The organism is Flavobacterium piscis (assembly GCF_031457575.1).
Taxonomy (GTDB): domain Bacteria; phylum Bacteroidota; class Bacteroidia; order Flavobacteriales; family Flavobacteriaceae; genus Flavobacterium; species Flavobacterium piscis_A.
In genome coordinates this window covers 13445-34738 of record NZ_JAVDWQ010000012.1, presented here as the reverse complement: position 1 = coordinate 34738, position 21294 = coordinate 13445, and the positions used below count along the sequence as shown (strand labels likewise).

General features: G+C 32.8%; 17 protein-coding genes and 1 pseudogene. 11 read left to right on the top strand and 7 right to left on the bottom strand.

Annotated elements, in window-relative coordinates:
* Positions 1-134 precede the first annotated feature (134 nt).
* The 5 genes and pseudogenes from J2W48_RS16250 (at position 135) to J2W48_RS16230 (ending at position 5509) form a co-directional block, all read left to right on the top strand.
* The gene (locus tag J2W48_RS16250; protein WP_310282717.1) at positions 135-1862 is read left to right on the top strand and encodes a phospho-sugar mutase; all 1728 of its coding nucleotides are present in this window, start codon (positions 135-137) and stop codon (positions 1860-1862) included.
* A gap of 5 nt (positions 1863-1867) precedes the next feature.
* Positions 1868-2694 (top strand): annotated as a pseudogene (locus J2W48_RS16245) (PDDEXK nuclease domain-containing protein).
* Positions 2695-2701: 7 nt separating this feature from the next.
* Positions 2702-2857, top strand: a complete 156-nt coding sequence (locus J2W48_RS16240; protein WP_310282716.1) for a hypothetical protein — start codon at positions 2702-2704, stop codon at positions 2855-2857.
* Positions 2850-4679: an ABC transporter ATP-binding protein gene (locus tag J2W48_RS16235; protein ID WP_310282713.1), complete on the top strand. Its 1830-nt coding sequence runs from the start codon at positions 2850-2852 to the stop codon at positions 4677-4679. Before J2W48_RS16240 ends, J2W48_RS16235 begins: the two co-directional genes overlap by 8 nt.
* Positions 4680-4807: 128 nt before the next feature.
* Entirely contained in the window at positions 4808-5509 is a 702-nt protein-coding gene (locus tag J2W48_RS16230; RefSeq protein ID WP_310282711.1) for a DUF2971 domain-containing protein, read from the top strand.
* 113 nt (positions 5510-5622) lie between these two features.
* On the opposite strand, the gene J2W48_RS16225 is transcribed toward J2W48_RS16230, so the two are convergent.
* The 4 genes from J2W48_RS16225 to J2W48_RS16210 all read right to left on the bottom strand — a co-directional run bounded on the left by J2W48_RS16225 (position 5623) and on the right by J2W48_RS16210 (position 10887).
* Positions 5623-6345 (bottom strand): CREC-EF hand family protein, encoded by a 723-nt coding sequence (locus tag J2W48_RS16225; RefSeq protein WP_310282709.1) that lies wholly within the window; start codon positions 6343-6345, stop codon positions 5623-5625.
* Between the two features lie 132 nt (positions 6346-6477).
* Complete coding sequence (locus J2W48_RS16220; RefSeq protein ID WP_310282708.1) at positions 6478-6729, bottom strand: hypothetical protein; 252 nt, start codon at positions 6727-6729, stop codon at positions 6478-6480.
* Positions 6716-9181: a TonB-dependent receptor gene (locus J2W48_RS16215; RefSeq protein ID WP_310282706.1), complete on the bottom strand. Its 2466-nt coding sequence runs from the start codon at positions 9179-9181 to the stop codon at positions 6716-6718. The genes J2W48_RS16220 and J2W48_RS16215 overlap by 14 nt, the downstream gene beginning before the upstream one ends.
* A gap of 11 nt (positions 9182-9192) precedes the next feature.
* The gene (locus tag J2W48_RS16210) at positions 9193-10887 is read right to left on the bottom strand and encodes a M23 family metallopeptidase (protein WP_310282704.1); all 1695 of its coding nucleotides are present in this window, start codon (positions 10885-10887) and stop codon (positions 9193-9195) included.
* A gap of 178 nt (positions 10888-11065) precedes the next feature.
* Between J2W48_RS16210 and J2W48_RS16205 the strand changes: the two genes are divergently transcribed.
* The 3 genes from J2W48_RS16205 (at position 11066) to rny (ending at position 13425) form a co-directional block, all read left to right on the top strand.
* Complete coding sequence (locus J2W48_RS16205) at positions 11066-11356, top strand: hypothetical protein (RefSeq protein ID WP_310282703.1); 291 nt, start codon at positions 11066-11068, stop codon at positions 11354-11356.
* Positions 11357-11361: 5 nt separating this feature from the next.
* On the top strand, positions 11362-11655 hold the full coding sequence (locus J2W48_RS16200) for a cell division protein ZapA (RefSeq protein WP_310282702.1): 294 nt from the start codon (positions 11362-11364) through the stop codon (positions 11653-11655).
* 207 nt (positions 11656-11862) lie between these two features.
* Entirely contained in the window at positions 11863-13425 is a 1563-nt protein-coding gene (gene rny / locus J2W48_RS16195) for a ribonuclease Y (protein ID WP_310282701.1), read from the top strand.
* Between the two features lie 79 nt (positions 13426-13504).
* Here the strand turns inward: rny and J2W48_RS16190 are convergent, their stop codons facing one another.
* The 3 genes from J2W48_RS16190 to J2W48_RS16180 all read right to left on the bottom strand — a co-directional run bounded on the left by J2W48_RS16190 (position 13505) and on the right by J2W48_RS16180 (position 16910).
* Positions 13505-15028, bottom strand: a complete 1524-nt coding sequence (locus tag J2W48_RS16190) for a sensor histidine kinase (RefSeq protein ID WP_310282700.1) — start codon at positions 15026-15028, stop codon at positions 13505-13507.
* 314 nt (positions 15029-15342) lie between these two features.
* Entirely contained in the window at positions 15343-16239 is an 897-nt protein-coding gene (gene xerD, locus J2W48_RS16185; protein ID WP_310282843.1) for a site-specific tyrosine recombinase XerD, read from the bottom strand.
* Between the two features lie 80 nt (positions 16240-16319).
* Positions 16320-16910: a porin family protein gene (locus J2W48_RS16180; RefSeq protein ID WP_310282699.1), complete on the bottom strand. Its 591-nt coding sequence runs from the start codon at positions 16908-16910 to the stop codon at positions 16320-16322.
* A gap of 348 nt (positions 16911-17258) precedes the next feature.
* On the opposite strand from J2W48_RS16180, the gene J2W48_RS16175 reads away from it, so the two are divergent.
* From J2W48_RS16175 to J2W48_RS16165, 3 genes are all read left to right on the top strand, one after another.
* Positions 17259-17819 carry a porin family protein gene (locus tag J2W48_RS16175; protein WP_310282698.1) on the top strand — a complete coding sequence of 187 codons (561 nt, stop codon included), beginning with the start codon at positions 17259-17261 and terminating at the stop codon, positions 17817-17819.
* Positions 17820-18005: 186 nt separating this feature from the next.
* Entirely contained in the window at positions 18006-18422 is a 417-nt protein-coding gene (gene aroQ / locus J2W48_RS16170; protein WP_310282697.1) for a type II 3-dehydroquinate dehydratase, read from the top strand.
* A 261-nt stretch (positions 18423-18683) separates the two neighbouring features.
* Complete coding sequence (locus J2W48_RS16165) at positions 18684-21173, top strand: DUF5686 and carboxypeptidase regulatory-like domain-containing protein (RefSeq protein ID WP_310282842.1); 2490 nt, start codon at positions 18684-18686, stop codon at positions 21171-21173.
* The last annotated feature ends 121 nt before the right edge of the window (positions 21174-21294 follow it).

The window sequence follows — 21294 nt, the reverse complement described above, 5'->3', positions numbered from 1 at the left end:
CTAAAGCCCTAGCCCTGATGGAAGCGGCATCCTTTTTTAGCTTTTTCTGCTAAAAAAGATATAGCGGACAGCAGGATAAAGCTCCTAAATACCACAATTATTTTTTTAACCTTTAATTGTAAAACATATAATTTATGAATATTGCAACTCCTATTTTAAATGCCGTAAATGAGTGGTTAACACCTACATTTGATAAAGAAACACAAGCAGCCGTTAAGGAATTAATGACGACTTCACCAAAGGAATTAGAGGAAAGTTTTTATAAAAACCTTGAATTTGGAACTGGCGGAATGCGTGGTGTTATGGGTGTTGGAAACAACCGGATTAACAAATATACACTTGGTAAAAGCACTCAGGGTCTTTCAGATTATTTACATGAAGTTTTTCCGAATCTGCCTTTAAAAGTTGTTATAGCTTATGATTGTCGACATAACAGTGATACTTTGGCCAAGGTTGTTGCCGATGTTTTCTCCGCAAATGGAATTCATGTTTATTTATTTTCTGATTTACGACCAACTCCGGAATTATCATTTGCACTTAAACATTTAGGCTGTCAATGCGGAATTGTTCTTACCGCTTCGCACAATCCACCGGAATATAATGGATATAAAGTCTACTGGGAAGATGGCGGACAAATTGTCCCGCCGGAAGATGCTGCCATTATTAAAGTAATTGAGAGTTTAGATTATGATAAAATTAAGTTCAATGCAAATGAAAGCCTGATTGAGTATATTGATACTGAAATTGACAAGGCTTTTGTGAAATCGTCTGTCGAAAATGCCAGTTTTAACACTCCGGCTGAAGCTAAAGACAATTTGCATATTGTTTTTACTTCGCTGCACGGAACTTCGATAAAATCTGTTCCCGATACTTTGTCACAGGCAGGTTACAAAAACGTCCATATTGTTCCTGAACAAGCTGAACCGAATGGGGATTTTCCAACAGTAAAGTCTCCAAACCCGGAAGAACCGGAAGCATTGGCCATGGCTTTAGCTTTGGCAGACAAAACAGATTCAGATATTGTAGTTGGAACCGATCCTGATTGTGACCGTTTAGGCGTTGCTGTTCGCAACGACAACGGGAAAATGATTTTGCTTAACGGGAATCAGGCTATGATTTTGATGACTTCTTTCTTATTGAAGCAATGGAAAAAAGCCGGAAAAATTAACGGAAAGCAATTCGTTGGATCGACTATTGTTTCAACTCCAATGATGATGGAATTGGCCACCAGCTACGGTGTAGAATGCAAAGTTGGCTTGACCGGCTTTAAATGGATTGCTAAAATGATAAAAGATTTTCCTGAACTTCAATTTATTGGAGGTGGAGAAGAAAGCTTTGGTTTTATGGTTGGTGACGCCGTTAGGGATAAGGATGCGGTTGCCGCTACCTTATTAATATGCGAAGTTGCCGCTCAGGCAAAAGCAGCCGGAAGCAGTGTTTACAAAGAGCTTTTACAGCTTTATGTTGAAAATGGCTTCTATAAAGAATACCTGGTTTCGTTAACCAAAAAAGGAATAGAAGGTTTGCAGGAAATCACTCAGATGATGATTGATTTACGTGAAAATCCTTTGAAAGAAATCAGCGGACAAAGAGTAATTATGGTTGAAGATTATCAATCCTCTATTGCTTTGAATTTATTGACTGGTGAAGAATCTACAATGGATATCCCAAAATCGAACGTGTTGATTTATTATACTGAGGATGGTTCGAAAATTTGTGCAAGACCAAGCGGAACGGAGCCCAAAATTAAATTCTATATCAGTGTTAATGCAGAATTAGATTCGGTTGCTAATTTTGACGCCGTGGAAAGTTTCTTAGACGAAAAAATACAAAATATCATTGCAGGAATGCAATTGAAATAAAAATAATGAGTGATAAACCGGAAACAAATGATCAGTCTGAACTATTAAATTCGATTATAGGATTAATAGATCATACCTGTCATTTTGTTGCTAAAACGGTTAATCAGGAATTAACGCTTTTGTATTGGAAAATTGGAAAAACCATCAATGATGAGATTCTAAAAAATGATAGAGCAGGTTATGGAAAGAAAACAATTCCTGCATTAAGCGATGCCCTAACCAATAGATATGGAATAGGTTTTAACAAAAGAAACCTACAAAGCTTCATCAAGTTAAACTCTGTAATACAAGACTTTACAATTTTGCACACAGTGTGTGCAAAATTGACTTGGTCTCATATTAAATCTCTAATTTATATTGAAGATTATATAAAACGTGAATTCTATATTCAAATGAGTATTCACGAGCACTGGAGCGTCAGAACTTTACAAGAACGCATTGACAGCATGCTTTTTGAAAGAACTGCAATCAGCAAAAAACCCGAAGAGACAATTATTAAAGACTTGAATTTACTAAAAAGCGAAAAACAAATTAGTCCAGATCTGACTTTTCGTGATCCTTACTTTTTAGATTTTTTAGGATTACATGACAGCTATTCTGCGAAAGATTTAGAAAGCTCCATTTTAGCTCAATTACAAAATTTCATTACTGAAATGGGCAATGAATTTGCTTTTTTTACCATCGCGGTTTACGTCGTTTGGTAGCCATTGACTTAAAACTAGGGAAGTTTAAAGCATCATGTAAAGGTCAAATGGAATTATATTTGCGTTGGTTAGAGAAAAACGAACAAAAAGTAAGGAGAAAACAAACCAATTGGATTAATTTTGTGTAGTGAAAAGTTGCCTGAACAGATTAATTATTTGATGCTTGACAATGATGACCATATTAAAGTTTCAGCATATTTAACCCAATTACCAGAAAAAAAATTATTGCTTGAAAAACTCGAAAGAGCCATTGCTATAGCAGAAAATAACATCCATAGAATAAATGAGTAATTTCAAAAAAATAGTTCCTTTTATATATCCGTATAAAAAATACGCCTACTTAAACATTTTTTTTAATGTTTTGTATGCGCTTTTCAGCACCCTTTCTTTCATAGCGTTAATCCCCATGATACAGGTTTTATTCGATAAGACAAAAAGAAATACCGTCATTCCTGCCTATGAAGGCATTACAGAGATAAAAAAATATGGTGAAGACTATTTAAGCTATTATATTACGACTAATGCAGATAATCACAATCCAGATTTTACGCTTTCGATTATGGTTGGAATTATCATTTCGATATTTTTATTAAAAAATCTATTCGACTATTTAGCCATGTTTTTTATCACATTTCTAAGAAATGGTGTTTTGAGGGATATGCGAAATGCGATGTACAAAAAAACCCTTGAACTTCCTTTAGCATTTTATTCTGAAAAAAGAAAAGGCGATGTTATTTCAAGAATTTCTGCGGATGTAAATGAAGTTCAGACTTCTTTTTTGGCTATTCTGGAACTAATTGTAAAAGAACCTCTAACTATTATTTTTACCATTAGCGCCATGTTGATTATTAGCGTTAAGCTTACCCTTTTTGTTTTTGTATTTATTCCGGTTTCAGGGTATATTATTTCATTAATTGGAAAACAATTAAAAAAACAATCCAGTAAAGCACAGCAGGAACAAGGTACTTTTTTATCAACAATTGAAGAAACAATCGGAGGCCTTAAAGTAGTAAAAGGCTATAACTCTGAAAATTATTTCAATAGTGTTTTCCAAAGTTCTACAGAACGTTTTTTCGCTTTATCAAATAGCATTGGCAACCGGCAAAATCTGGCATCCCCCGCCAGCGAATTTATGGGGATCACTGTAATTGCGATTTTACTTTGGTATGGAGGACAAATGGTTTTGATTGAGAAAAGTCTGGATGGGGCTTCTTTTATTGCTTATATGGGACTTGCCTACAATATTCTGACACCCGCAAAAGCAATCTCTAAAGCTTCTTATGGCGTAAAAAGAGGTAACGCAGCAGCAGAACGCGTTTTGGAAATCCTGGAACAGGATAACCCTATTACAAGCAAACCTGATGCTGTCGAAAAAATAACTTTTGACAATACTATCACCGTTCAGAACATTAATTTTAAATATGAAGATGAAACAGTCCTGAAAGATTTTTCTCTTCAGGTTAAAAAAGGGCAAACTGTTGCTCTAGTGGGACAATCAGGAAGTGGAAAAAGTACGATTGCAAACTTATTAACCCGTTTTTACGATGTAAATGACGGCATAATTTCGATTGATGGAATCAACATCAAAGATATGAACCTGCAATCGCTTCGTGGTTTAATGGGATTAGTTACTCAGGATAGTATTTTGTTTAATGATACTATAAAAGCAAATATTTCGTTAGGAAAATTAGACGCTACAGATGATGAAATTATTGAAGCTTTGAAAATAGCCAATGCTTTTGAATTTGTAAAAGAACTGCCTTTAGGCATTTACACTAACATTGGCGACAGCGGAAACAAACTTTCCGGAGGCCAGAAACAACGTTTATCTATTGCGCGTGCTGTATTGAAAAATCCTCCGATCATGATTTTGGATGAAGCAACTTCAGCATTGGATACCGAAAGCGAGAAATTTGTTCAGGTTGCATTGGAGAATATGATGCAGAACAGAACATCAATTGTGATTGCTCACAGACTTTCAACCATTCAAAGAGCAGATTTAATTGTGGTTATGCAAAAAGGAAAAATTGTAGAGCAGGGAACGCACGACGAATTAATTGCACATAACGGAACCTACAATAAGCTTGTAACCATGCAATCTTTTGAATCGTAAATAAAGAGTATAGTTTAAGCCACAGATTGCAGAGATTAACACAGATTATTTTTCTACATGAATTAAAATCATTTTAATCCTTATAATCTGTGGCTTTTTTATTTAGTACAATCCTAAATTTATAAAAAATGTACCTTAACAATCCAAACATAAAGCTACCTGAAGATCCGGATACCATTGTCTGGAAATACTTAGACCTGTCAAAATTTCTTGATTTATTGCTGTCTAAGAAATTGTTCATGTCCCGTTCGGATAAGTTTGAAGATCAATATGAAGGCACCTTTAGCGAACCCACATTTGAAGAAATTAAAAAGCTTGCCATTGATAATCCTGAATTTTTAAATTATTACAAAATTCATCGTGAAAGAGTTGCCGTCAGCAGCTGGCATATCAATGAATATGAATCGTTTGCCATGTGGCAGATTTTTACACAAAATAGTGAAGGATTAGCTATTCAGTCTACAATTGGAAGATTACAGAAAGCCCTAAAGCCTGAAAATAATTTTGATCAGTATATTGGTGAAGTGAATTACATTGACTACAAAAAAGAATACATTCCGTTTGATGACTTATTCTTTCCGTTTTTATTTAAACGAAAAAGTTTTCAGTATGAACGTGAAGTCCGTATTATTACTGACACTTCAAGAAACACCCTAAAATTGAACGATGGTTTAAAAATCAATGTTGATATTAATCAGCTGATTGAAAAAATATACATTCATCCAAAATCAGAAAACTGGTATAAAAAATTGGTAATCGAATTGGTCGAACGACTGGATTTTGGTTTTGAAATAGAAAAATCTGATCTGGAAAGTGATATTTTGATTTAAGTAAACCCATCTCAATCTGTCACCTCAGCGAAGGAGAAGTCACACAAACAGAAGAGACGTACAGTGTCGAATATTGGGTGATTTCTCCCAAAAAGTCCAAAATAACAAAAAAACTATATCGGCTTATAACTTTTAACATCCCATTTTTTAGCAGTCAAATCAATGTAGTTATAATGCAAAACATCGTTTTTGTCAAATTGCCCATTTTGATTGGTATCCTCAATCGTTCTGAAATATAAACGATTTTTTGATTCGATTAGGTTCCAATCGACTAATTCCTCTAAATCTGCAGAAACTTTAGTGAAATTTTCTCCACTAATATCACTTAAATACAGTGTTTTTATATCTCCGGTATCAATTTTACCATCTTTATTTGTATCTGAATCTGTTAGTGTGTAAACCATTATCTGATTTAAAGACTTATTAGCAAGCATTTTTAAATAGGTCGCAGTCAGAATTAAAACAGGTTTATCAGATAAAGGTTTAATCGAATCTGAATCTATCTTTTGGAATTTCAAATTCTGCAGATATCCCGTAATTTCAAATTCTCCTAAATTTGAAATCGTAAAACTAACATCATTTACACTTGATGAACCATAACGTGCTTTTGTTCCTTTTTCAAAAACACGTAAATCTCCAACAGGATGAATTAAATAATTAGTTCCTTGCATCTGAATTGGCAAATCTGCCACCTGTATTTGGGTTGAGTCCGTTTTAATAATTTCTTTTGCTTTATTACCGGCATCATAAATTACTTTCGGTTTTTTAACTTCCTCACGGCAACTTATTAATGTTCCGATGATTACCAAGGCTATATATTTTAAGGAATTTTTCATGTCTGCAAATTATATTAAGAATATCAAATATAGTATTTTTGATTGTATTATTTATTTTTATTCAATTTTACTAGAATGAAGATGTTGAGAAGCACAAGTCCTAAATAACCTAAAAAAAGAATCCAGTTCTTTTTATATAAGACACAGCGTAATTTCTCTTTCCTTTTCTTTTGCTTCTTTTAGACAAATATTTTTATTTGCCTCAGCATAACTACAAACAAAATAATTAATCGGCTTTGGCTTAGCACTTGCCAAAACATATAACACTAAACCGTAAAAGCATTTGTCTTTAAAAAAAGCAAAGGAATAAAGATTAATGAAATCATTCCCGGAACGTAAAAGATCTTTTTTCTTTTTTCTCGTTTCTCTATCATAATCTTGCATTCAACTTTACATTAAAAACCCTTGTAGTCATATAATTAGGAATTCCATATTCTCTTTTTGAATAAGCGTCACGAACCCATGTATTGGTTATTGTATTTTGATTATTGAAAAGATTAAAAATTTCTAAACCTACAGATAGTTCCTTAAAGGTTTTCAGCCAATTGTATTTTGCTATTTTAGCATTGCTATCAATAAAAACTTTTGAAAAACCAACATCTACCCTACGATAATCATTTAACCTGTTTTGATACAAATACGGATCTGAATAGGAAGGCGAACCGCCTGGCAATCCTGTATTATAAACTAAATTCAGATATAATTTAACACTAGGAATATTAGGCATGTAATCCTGAAACAACATGGCAAATTTTAGACGCTGATCAGTTGGCCGCGCAATAAACCCTTTGTTTTCGTAATTTTCTTCTGTTTTCAAATATCCAAAACTAATCCACGATTCAGTACCGGGAACAAACTCACCATTTAGCCTGAAATCTAACCCTTGTGCAAATGCCTTAGCATTATTATTGGCAATATAACGAATGCGGACATTATCAATCGAATACACATTGACATCCGAAAGTGATTTATAATATAGCTCTGTAACCCATTTAAAAGGACGATCCCACATTTTAAAATTATAATCATTACTGATTACAAAATGTACTGATTGTTGTGCTTTTACATCTGGATTAACGCTACCATCAGCATCGCGAAGTTCTCGATAAAAAGGAGGCTGGTAATACAACCCTCCGGAAATCCTGAAAACCATATCCTTTTCCCAATCCGGTTTTAAGGCAAATTGTGCCCTTGGGCTAAAAACAACCTGAGTATCCCCTTCTACATTTGCTCCGGACACCTGCCAGCTTTGAAAACGAGCTCCAACCGTAGACCAAAACTGACTGGATCCTAATTGGGTTTTATTATTCCATTGTACATATCCTGAAAACCTGTTAATATCATTAAAATTAACAGCACGAATATTTCGATATGGCAAAAGTGGTCCGGTATAAGGGGTATATGGTTGGTTATTTTTTGGCAAATCCAAAATTGGCGGATTAATTGAAAAACCGGCTGAATCAATAATTTCCCACTCCACTATTCTGTCCCTTATAGATTCTCTGGTATATTTTAAGCCAAATTCTAACTGACTATTGCTCCACTCCTTAAACCCTTTTATTTCAATATTTGCAATCAAGGCATCTAAATCATTACGTGCGTGATTGAGTTGAGAACCAATGCCACGTGTAAATTGGACATCGGTAGGATTTGTTGTTCCTTCATCGTTTACATTTCCTAAACGATATTGCGCCAAAATATCAAAATGTTCCTGTTCAATAGTATGAAAAAGTGAGCCTATAAATTTTAAAGTTAATGTTGATGATGGTTTGTAAGTGGTTTTTAAAGCCCCAAAATAAGTATCATATTGATCTTTTTCCTGCCCTTCATAATAAACCGCTAATACCATTGGCTGATCTATTGTCCCAAATTTTGTTTCGCGGGTCAAAGGCCTATACAGGTATTTATTTTGGGATAAATTTCCTAAGAAGCTTAGTTGCCATTTTTGAGAAATATCATAATTTATATTGGTCTGAATATCAGCAAAAGTAGGTGTGTAATTTGTTTTAGTATCCTGACTATCCACTAATAAGCTATTATTTCGGTAACGAACTCCTGTTACGGCTGACCATTTTTTATTTTTAGAAACGGCATCGACAGCTATACTTCCTCCCAATAAGCTTGCCTCCAGAACTGCACCGAACTGAGTTGGTTTTCTGTATGTAATATCCAGTACAGACGAAAGTTTGTCTCCAAATTTGGCCTGAAACCCTCCAGCAGAAAAATCAACATTCTGAACCAGATCAGTATTTGTAAAACTTAGCCCTTCCTGCTGCCCTGACCGGATCAAAAAAGGCCGATATACCTCAATTTCATTAACATAAACTAAATTCTCATCATAATTACCTCCACGAACCGCATATTGTGTACTCAATTCATTGTTTGAATTTACACCTGGCAATGTTTTAAGGATATTTTCGATTCCTGCATTAGCCCCGGGTATTTTTTTTATTGTAGCCTGATCAATAACTGTAATCCCCTGAACACGTTTTTTGTTTTTTGAAGTCACAAAAACTTCTCCCATTTGCTCTTCAGAATTATTCATAACGGGATTAAAAACCAACAATTCATTAGGTTTTAAATTCACAGTTAATGTCATCATCTTTAAAGAAATATGCGTAAAAACCAAAACGGTTTTTTTATTTGCTGAAACTGTAATTTCAAAAAAACCTTTCACATCAGATTGCGAAACTTTATCACCGGCAGCAATATTTACATCTGCTACAGGATGATTTTCATTATCTAAAATAACACCTTTAATACGGGCATCCTGAGCTGTTGAAACATAACCAATGCAGGTAAAAAAGAAAACAATTATTAACTTAAAATTATTCAAACGTTTAGATTTTATTTTTTTTGACTTCTAAAAAAACGAGTCTCAAAGATAGCAGAATTACCCACATTATCCACAACTTCGATTTTTAAATCATTAGCTCCTTCTGACAATAAACTATCTTCAAAATTATGTGTGATTTTTTTGGTTTTATTATCATATTCAAACAAAATCCAATTTCCATTCAAATATCCGTTATACGATTTGATTCCTGATAAAGCATCATTAATTGTAAACTGTATTTTCTTTACATCACTAATCCATTTATCCTGAATTGGGTTTGCAATTGTAATTGTTGGTGCAATAGTGTCAGTAAACAATCCGTATTGACCGAGTGTTTTTACTTTAATGCTAAAAACATCATTTTTTCTTATTGTCGAATTATAACTAACGCTTTTTCCACTTACCCTGCCTATAAAAACTTTATCTCTTAATACCTTAGCGTAAGTACTGTCCTTAATAGTAATCGTGAAGTTTAAATGTACGGGAACCGTATCATCGTGAATGTAAATCCTTTTGTTTTTTACATCAAAATTCAGGTTAAAATCTTCATAAAATGTTCCGGCAGGAAAAAATACCGACATATTATCCTTCTCAAAATTTGAGTCTTTATCATAACGGATAAAATATTTCGATGTAGCTGGCACAGCATTTATAATTGGTGTAGCCGAATCATATTCTATCGGAACTGTAACCGTATTTAAATTTCCATAATAATCAGAGACCTCAATCCTGTAATTGGATGTCAGATTTGGTTCAGCCAAAATTACTCCGTTAAGCGAATCGGTTTTAATAATGTTTAAGGCAAAAGGCGTTTTCATGAATAGTTTTTGAATACGCTGTCCTGTCTTCTTATATTTTGAATAATCGATTAAGGCATTAATGTACCGCATCTCATCAAAAGAATAGGTATTGAATTGATAATTGAAATTCTGATTTCCGTTAAAGAAAGTCGACACATTAAAAACACCATTTTTATTAAACGAAACATTATCAAAATCAACAGCGGTGATTCCGAAACCAATTTTCCCGTTTGCTTTTACCTTACCGGCCAGATAGGTTCCATCTTTCTGCAGTGAAAGATTCAGTAATAAAGGTTGTTTTGATTGATTGACTGTTGTATTATCCAGCGGATAAACATATAAGCTGGAAATCGTTGGTTTTTTTGTGTCCGTAAAATTTTTGTCAAATCCGAAAAACATCGGATTGATAATAAACTCGGTTTTGGAATCACGAAATTCAAAGTGCAAATGCGGTCCTTCAGAAGCTCCTGTATTTCCGGAAAGGGCAATTATCTGACCTTTCGTAACGATTAACTCATCTGGCTTAGGAAACATTTCAATCTCAAAAGATTTCTCCTTATAATGTGTTTTCTGAACATATTCCTGAATTGGTCCAAGAGTAGTCTGCAAATGACCATAAACTGAAGTATATCCGTTTGGATGGGTGATGTAGATAGTTTTCCCGTTTCCAAAAGTCGATATTTTTATTCTTGAAACATATCCATCAGCGACAGCATAAACATTCAAACCTTCCCTTTGATTCGTTTTTAAATCAAAACCTGCATGAAAATGATTAGGTCTCAACTCACCAAAATTTCCGGATAGCTGCATCGGAATATCTAATGGAGAACGAAAATAATCTTTGGGATAATGGGTTTGAGCAAAAATAAAATTACAAAAAAGTAAAAAAAATACAGAAAATCTCATAAGTAACATTTTTGCTAAGATAAAAAATAAGCAGCTAAAACCGAAGACAAACCCATAAAAACACAATTACTTGAATTTCATTTATTTGTCTATTTTTAATGCAAAAAAAGCGATAAAAAATTGCATTAATAAAAAGGAATACTAACTTTGTATGATTAAGTAATGAATAGGATTTATAATGAGTGTAATTGTCGAAATAATTGATACTCTTGAATATAAAGTCGAAAAGCTTTTTGTAAAGACAAAAGGTTTAGAGAAAAAGAATCAGGATTTACAGTTAGAACTATCCAAAGCTGCACAAATCATACAGAAACAATCTGCAGAGATTGACGCTTTGAAAAAACAATACGACACCCTAAAAATAGCCAATTCGTTGCTCGGCAGCGACAATAACAAGAGAGAGACAAAGCTTAAAATAAATTCATTAATTCGCGAAATTGATTACTGCATAGCACAACTATCAGACTAGTAAACATGGACGGAAAGCTTAAAATCAAAATATCAGTTGCTGACAGGGTCTATCCTTTAACGGTAGAACCGGCTCAGGAAGAAGGCCTTAGAAGTGCTTCTAAAAAAATTGATACCATGATTAAGCAGTTCGAAGAAAGTTATGCTGTTCGCGACAAACAAGATGTACTGGCAATGTGTGCTTTACAATTTGCCTCGCAAGTTGAACAGAAGCAAATTGACAATGCAATTGATGGAGAAGATACCATCGAAAGGATTAAAAGATTAAATTTGCTTTTAGATCAATATCTCGAAAATTAAACGTTCTTTACAGAAACTAAGATACTGCCTACATTAGTTCACAATTGGTAAACTCAACACTAACAATTTAGAATGAGCAAATCATCACTACTAAAGCATGCCACGCTCCTGCGAGGAAACTTGAACAGTGAGTTAGCTCAAAACTTGTCTTTTCGAGTTTATTCAAGCAATTAATGTAGGCTTTTTTATATATAAATTTTAACAAACATGGACATCATAACGATCATCATTTCAGGTATAATAGGCATTACAGCAGGTTTTGGAATAGCTAAAATTATCGAAAAAAGCAATATTTCTAATTTAATTAAGAATGCTAAAAAAGAAGCAGCCTCAATTTTAAAAGATGCAAATTTAGAAGCTGAAAACATCAAAAAAGATAAAATTCTTCAGGCTAAAGAAAAATTTATTGAATTAAAATCTGAACACGAGCAAGTTATTTTATCCAGAGACAAAAAAGTTGCTGAAGTTGAAAAAAGAGTTCGCGATAAAGAATCTCAAATTTCAAACGAATTATCTAAAGCTAAAAAAGTAAATGATGATTTTGAAGCTAAAACACTTGAATACAACAATAAAATTGAGATTTTAGATAAAAAACAAGCCGAAGTAGAAAAATTACACAAAAGCCAATTACAACAATTGGAAGTTATTTCAGGACTTTCTGCTGAAGAAGCAAAAGAGCAATTAGTAGAAGGCTTGAAAGCCGAAGCTAAAAGCAAAGCAATGTCTCATATCCAGGAAACTATTGAAGAGGCTAAACTTACTGCACAGCAAGAAGCTAAAAAAATTATTATCAATACTATTCAGCGTGTTGGAACGGAAGAAGCAGTTGAGAATTGTGTTTCTGTTTTCAATATTGAATCTGATGATGTAAAAGGCAGAATTATTGGTCGAGAAGGGCGAAATATCAGAGCCCTGGAAGCTGCAACAGGAGTAGAAATCATTGTTGATGATACACCGGAAGCTATTATCCTTTCTTGTTTTGATCCTGTTCGTAGAGAAATTGCCCGTTTAGCTTTACATAAATTAGTAACTGACGGACGTATTCATCCAGCCAGAATTGAAGAAGTTGTTGCCAAAACAGCCAAACAAATTGACGATGAAATTATTGAAGTTGGTAAACGAACAGTTATTGATTTAGGTATTCACGGATTACATCCGGAATTAATTAAAGTTGTGGGAAGAATGAAATACCGTTCTTCTTACGGTCAAAATTTATTACAACACTCCAGAGAAGTTTCTAAACTTTGCGGAATCATGGCTGCCGAATTGGGCTTAAATGTAAAATTAGCCAAAAGAGCCGGTTTACTTCATGATATTGGTAAAGTTCCAGATGCTGAAAGTGATTTACCTCACGCCTTATTAGGTATGCAATGGGCTGAAAAATATGGTGAGAAAGAAGAAGTTTGCAACGCAATTGGAGCACACCATGATGAGATCGAAATGAAATCTTTATTATCACCGATTATTCAGGTTTGTGATGCAATTTCCGGTGCAAGACCAGGCGCAAGACGTCAGGTTTTAGATTCCTATATTCAACGTCTTAAAGATCTTGAAGAAGTAGCCTACGGTTTCAATGGAGTTAAAAATGCTTATGCAATTCAGGCAGGCAGGGAACTTCGTGTAATTGTTGAAAGCGAAAAAGTTTCTGATGATAATGCCGCCAATCTTTCTTTCGAAATTTCACAAAAAATTCAGACAGAAATGACGTATCCTGGTCAGGTAAAAGTAACGGTTATCAGGGAAACAAGGGCGGTAAACATTGCTAAATAATCTTCTGGAAAAATATAAACAAAAAACTTCTCCGTATAACGAGAAGTTTTTTGTTTATATTTTTTTAAATCAATAAGATTTATAATTCATCGTTAAAAACAATCTTAAAAGTAGTTCCAATACCAACTTCACTTTCAACAAAAACCTTCCCTTTCATAGCTTCAATTTGATTTTTGGTGATATACAAGCCAATTCCTCTTGCCTCTTTATGCTTATGAAAAGTTTTATACATTCCGAATAACAATTCACCATATCGGGATAAATCTATTCCTAAACCATTATCTGATATCTTTAATGCCTTATGCCCGTCTTCATCAACCCCATAATCAAAAACAACAATCGGGTTTCTATCAGGATGTGCATATTTAATTGCATTTGTTGTAAAATTTAGCAGGACACTTTCTAAATAGGCGGGATTAAAATCAACCTTAACATATTCTGGTACATTATTTATAATTACAACTTTACTGTCAGAATTGTAAACTTTAATTGCCGAAATTGTTTTGTTGATATAATGACTCAACTTTAAAGACTTTACAATGATATTTACGTTATTCTGAACCTGAACTACTTGCGTCAAATTTAAAATAGTATCATTCAAATCATTTGAAACTGTTCTAAGATGAAGCAGCATCTCATTTATTGTTTGTTTTTCTTCATCAAGATCTATAAAATCTAAAATTGATGTGATATTCCCTGCCTGCGTTTTCAAATTGTGTGATACAATATGCGAGAAATTCAGCAATCTGCTGTTTTGGTCACTATATAATTTCATTGTTTTCAGAAGCTCAATCTCTTTTTCTTTTTGTTCAGATATATCGGTATGGGTTCCTATAACACGCAAAGGCTTCCCATTTTCATCTCTTTCTATTACTTTGCCCCTGTCTAATATCCATTTGTATTTCCCGCTTGAAGTCATTACCCGATGGTAATTTTCATAATACGGAATCTTATTATCAAAATGCTCCTGAATATCAGAGTAATATTTAGGCAAGTCATCCGGATGGACTATTTTATCCCATCGTTCAGGATTATCAAATATATCAGTAGAGACCAATTCCAGTATTTTAAGGGATAAAGAAGAATAAAATACGGTATTATTAACCATATCCCAATCCCAAATACCGGTAGTTGAAGCTTCCAATGCAAATTGAAATCGTTCCTCCGAAATCCTCAACTTTAACTCCTTGTCTTTTATATCTGTAATATCAGAAATACGCCCAAAGAAACTAACCCCCCTATCAGATGATAATTCAGATTTAGAAGAAATTTTAAACCACCTTAGCCCTTTTTGAGGAAGTACACTTCTAAATTCAATTTCCCATTGCGAAACTTCTTTTCTTGCCCTGATCAAAGATTTTATAAAAGATGCTCTATCCTGCGCAAGTATTCTTTCATAAATGATATTTTTACTATCATCAGAAAGGGTTTCGGCATTTAATTCAAAAATCTCTTTAATTGATTTGCTTACCAGTGGAAATGAATATGCATTATCCGGACTAATAATAAAATGAAAAATCGAATCAGGGATTTCAGCAAATAACTTCTCGTAAAAGTCATTTGCTTTCTGCTCATTTTCATTGCCTGATAAGTTAAAAACCATATTTTACTTGTGTATTTTAATCTTCTCGTCAATAAAAAAGAAGTGTTTTTTTTAACTAACGTATATTTATTACAATATATTATTTAGAACCCAATCGAGTGTAATTATTAAAAACGTCAGTCCGGGTGTTTTTTGTACAGAGAAACGGAACGAAAAAATGTATGAGAACCCTTTTAATAATAATTTTTCTGTTCCGATACAATTTCCTATCGAAAATCACTCGAACTGAGGAAAAATTATCATCAAGAACTAATGACACCCAACGGATTGTTTATAGACAAAAAGCAGATAACAAATAACAGATCAGAAAACAATCATTTTCTGGGGTGAAAATTATGCATCACTTCTTTCAGAAATCTCCTGTCCAAATGTACGTAAATTTCTGTAGTTGTGATAGATTCGTGTCCTAGCATGAGTTGAATAGAACGTAAGTCCGCGCCATTTTCAAGTAAATGAGTCGCAAAAGAATGCCGCAAAGTATGCGGACTGATATTTTTATTTAAATCAATTTTTACAGCCAAATCCTTAATTATAGTAAAAATCATGGCACGAGTAAGCTGATTTCCCCGACGATTTAAAAACAAAGTATCTTCATGTCCTTTTTTTATATTTAAATGAATGCGGACTTCTTTCTGATAAATTTCAATATATTTTTGAGTTAAATTCCCAATAGGAACAAAACGTTCTTTATTTCCTTTTCCGGTAATTTTAATAAATCCTTCTTCAAAAAATAAATCAGAAATTTTTAGCGTAACCAATTCAGAAACCCTGAGACCACAGCCATATAAAGTTTCCAGCATAGCCCTGTTCCTTTCTCCTTCGTTCGAGCTTAAATCAATGGCCGCTATCAAGGCATCAATTTCGGGAACGGATAAAGTATCGGGCAATTTACGACCGGTTTTTGGGCTCTCGATTAATTCTAACGGATTATCGGTTCTGTAATCTTCAAAAACAAGATAATTAAAAAAGCTTTTTAGTCCGGAGATGATTCTTGCCTGAGATCTTGGATTTACTTCTTTGGAAACCGAATAAATAAACTGCTGAATTGTTTCATCAGTTATCTTTAATGGAGAAACATCAATTTGATTGATTTCTAAAAAAAGACATAAACGTTCAATATCAAAACCATAATTTTCTATGGTATTTTTAGACAAGCCACGTTCAATTCGCAAATACGATTGGTAATCTTTTATAAACGTATTCCATTTCATAATTGCAAAGTAAAACATTTTCAGGTATAAAAAAACCTTCCGGTTAGGGAAGGTTTTTAAAAATATATTAATTCTAAAGATTAGAATTTATATCCTACAGATATTGAGAAAACATTGTTGTTTAATTTATAATCACCTGAATCTTCATAAATATTTGACAGACCTAAGTTATAACGAAGACCAACCGAAAGATTTTCAGTAAAATCATACCCTGCTCCGAAGTTCACACCAAAATCAACTGATTTAAAGTCATCTTTATTGCTTTCATCTTCAGATTCACCTTGATATTCAGCTTTAAACTTTGCATTTAACAAGAAACCTATTTGTGGTCCAGCTTCTAAACTAAAGCCCTTAGCTACATAATATTTAGCCATTACTGGAATATTTAAGTAACCTAAATTTTGAGTTACTTCAACAGTCTCACCTAATTCTGAATATTCTTCTTTAGCACCTTGAGCTGAGTACAAAAGCTCTGGTTGTATAGCGAATTTATCAGAAAGTTTTATTTCAGCAAAACCTCCAACGTGGAAACCAACTAAAGACTTAGTATCTTCTGCATCTCCACCAAAGTTAGCAATATTAAGACCTCCTTTAACTCCAAATTTAACTTCTTGTGCATTTGTAAAACCAAATGCTAAAACCGCAATAATTGATAATGTAATTTTTTTCATTTTTTTTGATAAATTAATATTATTTAGTAAGACAAATCTATAGTATTTAACATTAACAATCCAAATAATATTTTAAAATATTTAATCAAATACGTTATAAAAATCTTATTAAAAGAAGCAAAAAACTATATATCAAACGATTACATTTTTAAAAATCACTAAAAACCGTTAGATAAAAAAACTTTAAAATTATTAGTAAAATTCTTTCTTATGGATAAAAATTAGCCGTTTATTGTTAATTTTAGCTTTGAAAATGGAAATATTGAAACTTCAAAAACAATAAATATAAGAAGTCGGAGTTTTTAATTGTATTATTTTGTATTCAAATTAAATCTTAAAATTAACATTATGAAAAAAATACTTTTAGCTGCTTTCTTATTTGTTGCAGCATCAACTACAAGTCAGGCACAATTATTAAAAATCGGAGTAAAAGCTGGGGTTAACTTTGCAAATCAAACAGGAGACGCAACTTTTGACGGAGATGATTTTGACAAGGATGGTATTACCAGTTATCATGCCGGTTTAGTAGCAGAAATTAAATTATTGGATAGATTCTCAGTTCAGCCTGAGCTTTTGTATTCCACACAAGGAGCAAACTATAAAAATGCAGTTAGTGAATTTAAAAATGAATTAGGTTATTTATCTATTCCTGTTATGGCTAAATTTTATCTGACAGATTCATTTAGTTTAGAAGTTGGACCACAAGCATCTTTCTTATTAAGTGAAAAAAATGATTTTAATGTAGAAAACGGTGAAACATTCGAATTTGGTGTTAATGCCGGATTAGGATTCAAACTGACTGAAAACTTTTTTGTTCAGGGCCGTTATGGTTTAGGGCTGACTGAAGCTTCAAAAAATGCGGATGTTAAAAACTCTACAGTACAATTATCTGTAGGATTCTTGTTCTAAAAATAATATCACATAGTTTTATAAAAACCGTTCTGTTAATTAGAACGGTTTTTTTATTTTTACCAAGTTCAATGGCAATGGCAAAAATCAATTGCAATGTCAAATTTCAATTAAAATATTTTAGCTTAATTGAACTTATGTCTTATATGGTTTAAAATCTAAATATTTTCAAAAACGCAACTTAATATGAAAATCGCTATAATCAACGGTCCTAATTTGAATCTTTTAGGAAAAAGAGAACCTGAAGTTTACGGAAGCCAAACTTTTGAAGACTATTTTGAAACGTTGAAACAAAAATTCCCCAACGTTGAACTTTTTTATTACCAGAGTAATATTGAAGGCGAATTGATTGGTAAAATTCAGGAATATGGCTTTTCATTTGATGGAATTATTTTAAATGCCGGTGCTTACACGCATACTTCTATTGGTTTAGGCGATGCAATAAAAGCAGTTACAACCCCGATAATTGAAGTGCATATATCCAATACTTATGCACGCGAAAGTTTCAGGCATCAATCCTATTTATCTGGAAATGCTAAAGGCGTTATTTTGGGTTTTGGCTTAAAAAGCTATGAATTAGCAATTCAATCATTCTTGAACTAACCCGCTACTGGATTGAAAGTCCATAGATTTGGCAGACTGAAAGTCTGCACAGTTGTAACACTATTTATTAGCCACGAATTACACAAATTAGCACGAATTAATTTGTAAAAATTTGCGTAATTCGTCGCTAAATATTTTTTAGAGCTCAAATATTGTCACAAAAAGGCTTCAGCAAACAACCTGATAATGATTTTAACATTTAACAAATTATTAATAGGCTGGTTTTTTACTTATTCTATTTTTGTGAGAGAAAAAACTTTCATGAGAAACTATACTTTATTTGCCTTTTTATTTTTTTCAATTTCTAACTTTGCCCAAATCAAAGGAACTATAACCGATGAAAAGGGAAATCCTTTGCCTTTTGTATCGGTTTTTGAAGAAAACACGTATAGGGGAACCACCTCGAACGAACAAGGTGTTTACCAGTTAAACGTAAAAGAAATTGGTAAAAACAAAATCGTATTTCAATACTTAGGTTTTAAAACTCAAAAACTGGGTGTTTCTTCTGACTCTAAAACACAACTTTTAAATGTAACCATGCTGGAGGAAAGTTTTACGCTAAACGAAGTTGTAATTGACCCCAAAAATAATCCTGCCAATGCCATTATAAAAAGTGCCATTGACAACAGAAAAGAAAACGCTGAAAAAACAGCACGTTATACAGCCGATTTTTACTCAAAAGGAATGTTTAAAATTAAAGATTTGCCTAAAAAAATACTTGGGCAAAAAGTCGATCTTGGAGAAGATATGGCATCCAATTTAGACTCAACGGGTTCAGGAATTTTATATCTGTCAGAAACCATTTCCAAACTTACCTTTGAAAAACCCAACAAGTTAAAAGAGAAAATTATTGCCTCAAAAATATCAGGAAACAACAAAGGATTTAGTTATAATACAGCCAGTTTATCTACTTATGATTTTTATGAAAACACACTTGATTTTGATGTCAAAATTATTTCCCCTGTTGCCGATAATGCTTTTAATTATTACAAATATAAACTCGAAAGCACCTTTGTTGATGAACATAATCAACAAATCTATAAAATAAAAGTAACTCCAAAGCGTGATAAAGAACCCGTTTTTGAAGGTTACATTTATATTGTAGAGGACAGTTTTGCCATTTATGCCGTAGAATTAGATCTAAAAGGCTATCGAATGAAAAATGAGTTTACAGAAATCATGACCCTAAAACAGAGTTTTACTTATAACCCTAAAAATAAAATTTGGGCAAAAAACACACAATCCCTATTCTTTAAAGCGGGTGGTTTTGGAGTAAAATTTTCAGGTAACTTCAATTATATTTATTCTAATTACGAATTTCCGCCTTCTTTCGAAAAGAAAACTTTCGGGAACGAAATTGTCACTTTTGAAGTCAATGCCAACAAAAAAGACGATGCTTTCTGGAGCGAAATTCGTCCAATTCCTTTAACTATTGAAGAAAGTGATGATTATACTAAAAAAGATAGTTTATTGACAATTAGAAAATCTCAAAAATATATTGATTCTGTTGACAGCAAAAACAATGAATTTAAAGTTCTCGATATTATAATGGGTTATGATTACAAAAACACTTTCAAAAGCTACTCATTTGAATACAAAGGTTTGCTAGATCTGAGTTCGGCAAGTTTCAATACCGTTCAGGGTTTAAATGCAGGAACTGGATTTTCTTTTAGAAAATGGAATGATGAGAAAGGAAAAAGCACCTCGCTAAGTAGTGATTTCAATTATGGTTTTTCTGATGAACGTTTTCGTGTTATCGGGAATTTTATGCATCAATTTAATAAAACAAATTACGCAACAATTTGGGTTTCCGGAGGAACTAAAGTGACTCAGTTTAATAGCACACAACCAATCACAAAATTTATCAACTCTATAAGTTCTTTATTTTTTAAGGATAATTATATGAAGTTATACAACTTAGAATATGCGCAATTTAATTATTCGCAGGATATTGCAAACGGCTTGAATTTGAACGCAAAGATAGGTTACGAACAACGCAAGCCCTTATTCAACACGACCGATTATTCTTTCTTTAAAAGAGATGATATTTACTCTTCAAATAATCCTTTAGCACCCAATGATTTTGATAACCCCTCTTTTGAGAAACACAATTTGTTTAAAACTTCAGTGACAGCAAAAATTAATTTTGGGAACAAATATATTTCAAGACCGAATGCAAAAATAAATATCAGAAACGAAAAGTACCCAACCCTTTACCTAACGGCCGAAAAAGCATTTGCAGGAAGTGATAAAAAATATGAATCTGAACGTATTGGTACTGCTGTAATTTATGATTTATCATTAGGAAATAAAGGTCTTTTGGGAATGAATTTTAAAGCTGGAAAATTCTTTAATGCAGACGATATTGCCTTTATCGATTACAAACATTTTAACGGCAACCAAACACATATTGGAACAAGCAACAGGTATCTGAATGTTTTTAACTTAATGCCCTATTATGCCAACAGTACTAACGATAGTTATTTTGAAGCGCACTTAGAACATAATGACCAAGGTTATGTTATGAATAAAATTCCGCTATTGAGTAAATTAAAATCCACACTTAATCTTGGTTTTCATAGTCTTGCCATTCCTGACAGAAAACCATATTCAGAATTTACTGTTGGTTTAGATAATTTAGGTCTTGGGAAATTTAAAATATTCAGAGTAGATTATGTTCATTCTTACCAAAGCGGAATTGAGCAGAATGGCATTGTGTTAGGATTGAAAATTTTGAATGTTTTGGATTAGATTCAGCCGGTATATCGACAATATTGTCATTTTGGAGAAAAATCTGAGGGAGAAATTTTCTACATTGCTAATCTGATTTACTTGTGTGACTTCTCCTAATTCGAGTGACAAAAAAACAACA

What these genes read in the sequence shown, in the direction of transcription:
- J2W48_RS16250 (WP_310282717.1), top strand. Translation starts at nt 135, where the DNA reads ATGAATATTGCAACTCCTATTTTAAATGCCGTAAATGAGTGGTTAACA.
- J2W48_RS16235 (WP_310282713.1), top strand. Translation starts at nt 2,850, where the DNA reads ATGAGTAATTTCAAAAAAATAGTTCCTTTTATATATCCGTATAAAAAA.
- J2W48_RS16230 (WP_310282711.1), top strand. Translation starts at nt 4,808, where the DNA reads ATGTACCTTAACAATCCAAACATAAAGCTACCTGAAGATCCGGATACC.
- J2W48_RS16225 (WP_310282709.1), bottom strand. Translation starts at nt 6,345, where the DNA reads ATGAAAAATTCCTTAAAATATATAGCCTTGGTAATCATCGGAACATTA.
- J2W48_RS16220 (WP_310282708.1), bottom strand. Translation starts at nt 6,729, where the DNA reads ATGCAAGATTATGATAGAGAAACGAGAAAAAAGAAAAAAGATCTTTTA.
- J2W48_RS16210 (WP_310282704.1), bottom strand. Translation starts at nt 10,887, where the DNA reads ATGAGATTTTCTGTATTTTTTTTACTTTTTTGTAATTTTATTTTTGCT.
- J2W48_RS16205 (WP_310282703.1), top strand. Translation starts at nt 11,066, where the DNA reads ATGAGTGTAATTGTCGAAATAATTGATACTCTTGAATATAAAGTCGAA.
- J2W48_RS16200 (WP_310282702.1), top strand. Translation starts at nt 11,362, where the DNA reads ATGGACGGAAAGCTTAAAATCAAAATATCAGTTGCTGACAGGGTCTAT.
- rny (WP_310282701.1), top strand. Translation starts at nt 11,863, where the DNA reads ATGGACATCATAACGATCATCATTTCAGGTATAATAGGCATTACAGCA.
- J2W48_RS16190 (WP_310282700.1), bottom strand. Translation starts at nt 15,028, where the DNA reads ATGGTTTTTAACTTATCAGGCAATGAAAATGAGCAGAAAGCAAATGAC.
- xerD (WP_310282843.1), bottom strand. Translation starts at nt 16,239, where the DNA reads ATGAAATGGAATACGTTTATAAAAGATTACCAATCGTATTTGCGAATT.
- J2W48_RS16180 (WP_310282699.1), bottom strand. Translation starts at nt 16,910, where the DNA reads ATGAAAAAAATTACATTATCAATTATTGCGGTTTTAGCATTTGGTTTT.
- J2W48_RS16175 (WP_310282698.1), top strand. Translation starts at nt 17,259, where the DNA reads ATGAAAAAAATACTTTTAGCTGCTTTCTTATTTGTTGCAGCATCAACT.
- aroQ (WP_310282697.1), top strand. Translation starts at nt 18,006, where the DNA reads ATGAAAATCGCTATAATCAACGGTCCTAATTTGAATCTTTTAGGAAAA.
- J2W48_RS16165 (WP_310282842.1), top strand. Translation starts at nt 18,684, where the DNA reads ATGAGAAACTATACTTTATTTGCCTTTTTATTTTTTTCAATTTCTAAC.